This window comes from Nguyenibacter vanlangensis (assembly GCF_013376155.1).
Classification (GTDB): Bacteria; Pseudomonadota; Alphaproteobacteria; order Acetobacterales; family Acetobacteraceae; genus Gluconacetobacter; species Gluconacetobacter vanlangensis.
Genome location: NZ_JABXXP010001141.1, coordinates 1 through 652, shown reverse-complemented (window position 1 = coordinate 652; position 652 = coordinate 1). Strand labels below are relative to the sequence as shown.

The following is a 652-nucleotide window of genomic DNA, read 5'->3' as shown; positions in this document are numbered from 1 at the left end:
AGGCCCGCGACCTGGGCAGGGTCCTGGCGCAGGCGGCAGGGGGCGACTCGGCGACGCTGGTCAGCGAGACGATCCTGCGGGCGCAGAGCCAGGCGGAATACAGCCCGGACAATATCGGCCATTTCGGCCTGGCGCTGCCGGCCTATGCCCATTTCACCAGCCCGATCCGTCGCTATGCCGACCTGATGGTCCATCGCACCCTGATCGGCCTGGGCACGCTGCCGCCCGACGGCATGCCGGCCGGCGATGCCGCGCGCCTGGCCGAGATCGGCGAGCAGGTCAGCGCCACCGAGCGGCGCGCCGTCCTGGCCGAACGAGAAACCACCGAACGCTATGTCGCACTGTGGCTTGCCGAACGCATCGGAATGGAATTTTACGGTCACGTGACGGGCGTGGCGCGGTTCGGCGCGTTCGTGACATTGACGCGGACCGGCGCCACCGGTCTGGTGCCGGTATCGACCCTGCCCGACGATGTCTGGACCCATGACGACACGACTCAAACGCTGCGCGGCCGCCATGGCGGGATGCGTCTCTCGCTGGGACAGCCCGTCACGATTCGTCTGGTCGAGGCGACGCCGGTGACGGGCGGCCTGCTGTTCGCCCTGGTCGATCCGGACGTGGGCGCCGATCGGGTTGCCGATCGGGCCCACCG

The 652-nt window shown here is 69.6% G+C and carries 1 protein-coding gene; it reads left to right on the top strand.

The features are described from left to right. Window positions 1-652, top strand: a 652-nt coding sequence (locus tag HUK84_RS21745) for an RNB domain-containing ribonuclease (protein WP_176641987.1), incomplete at both ends; no start/stop codon positions are given.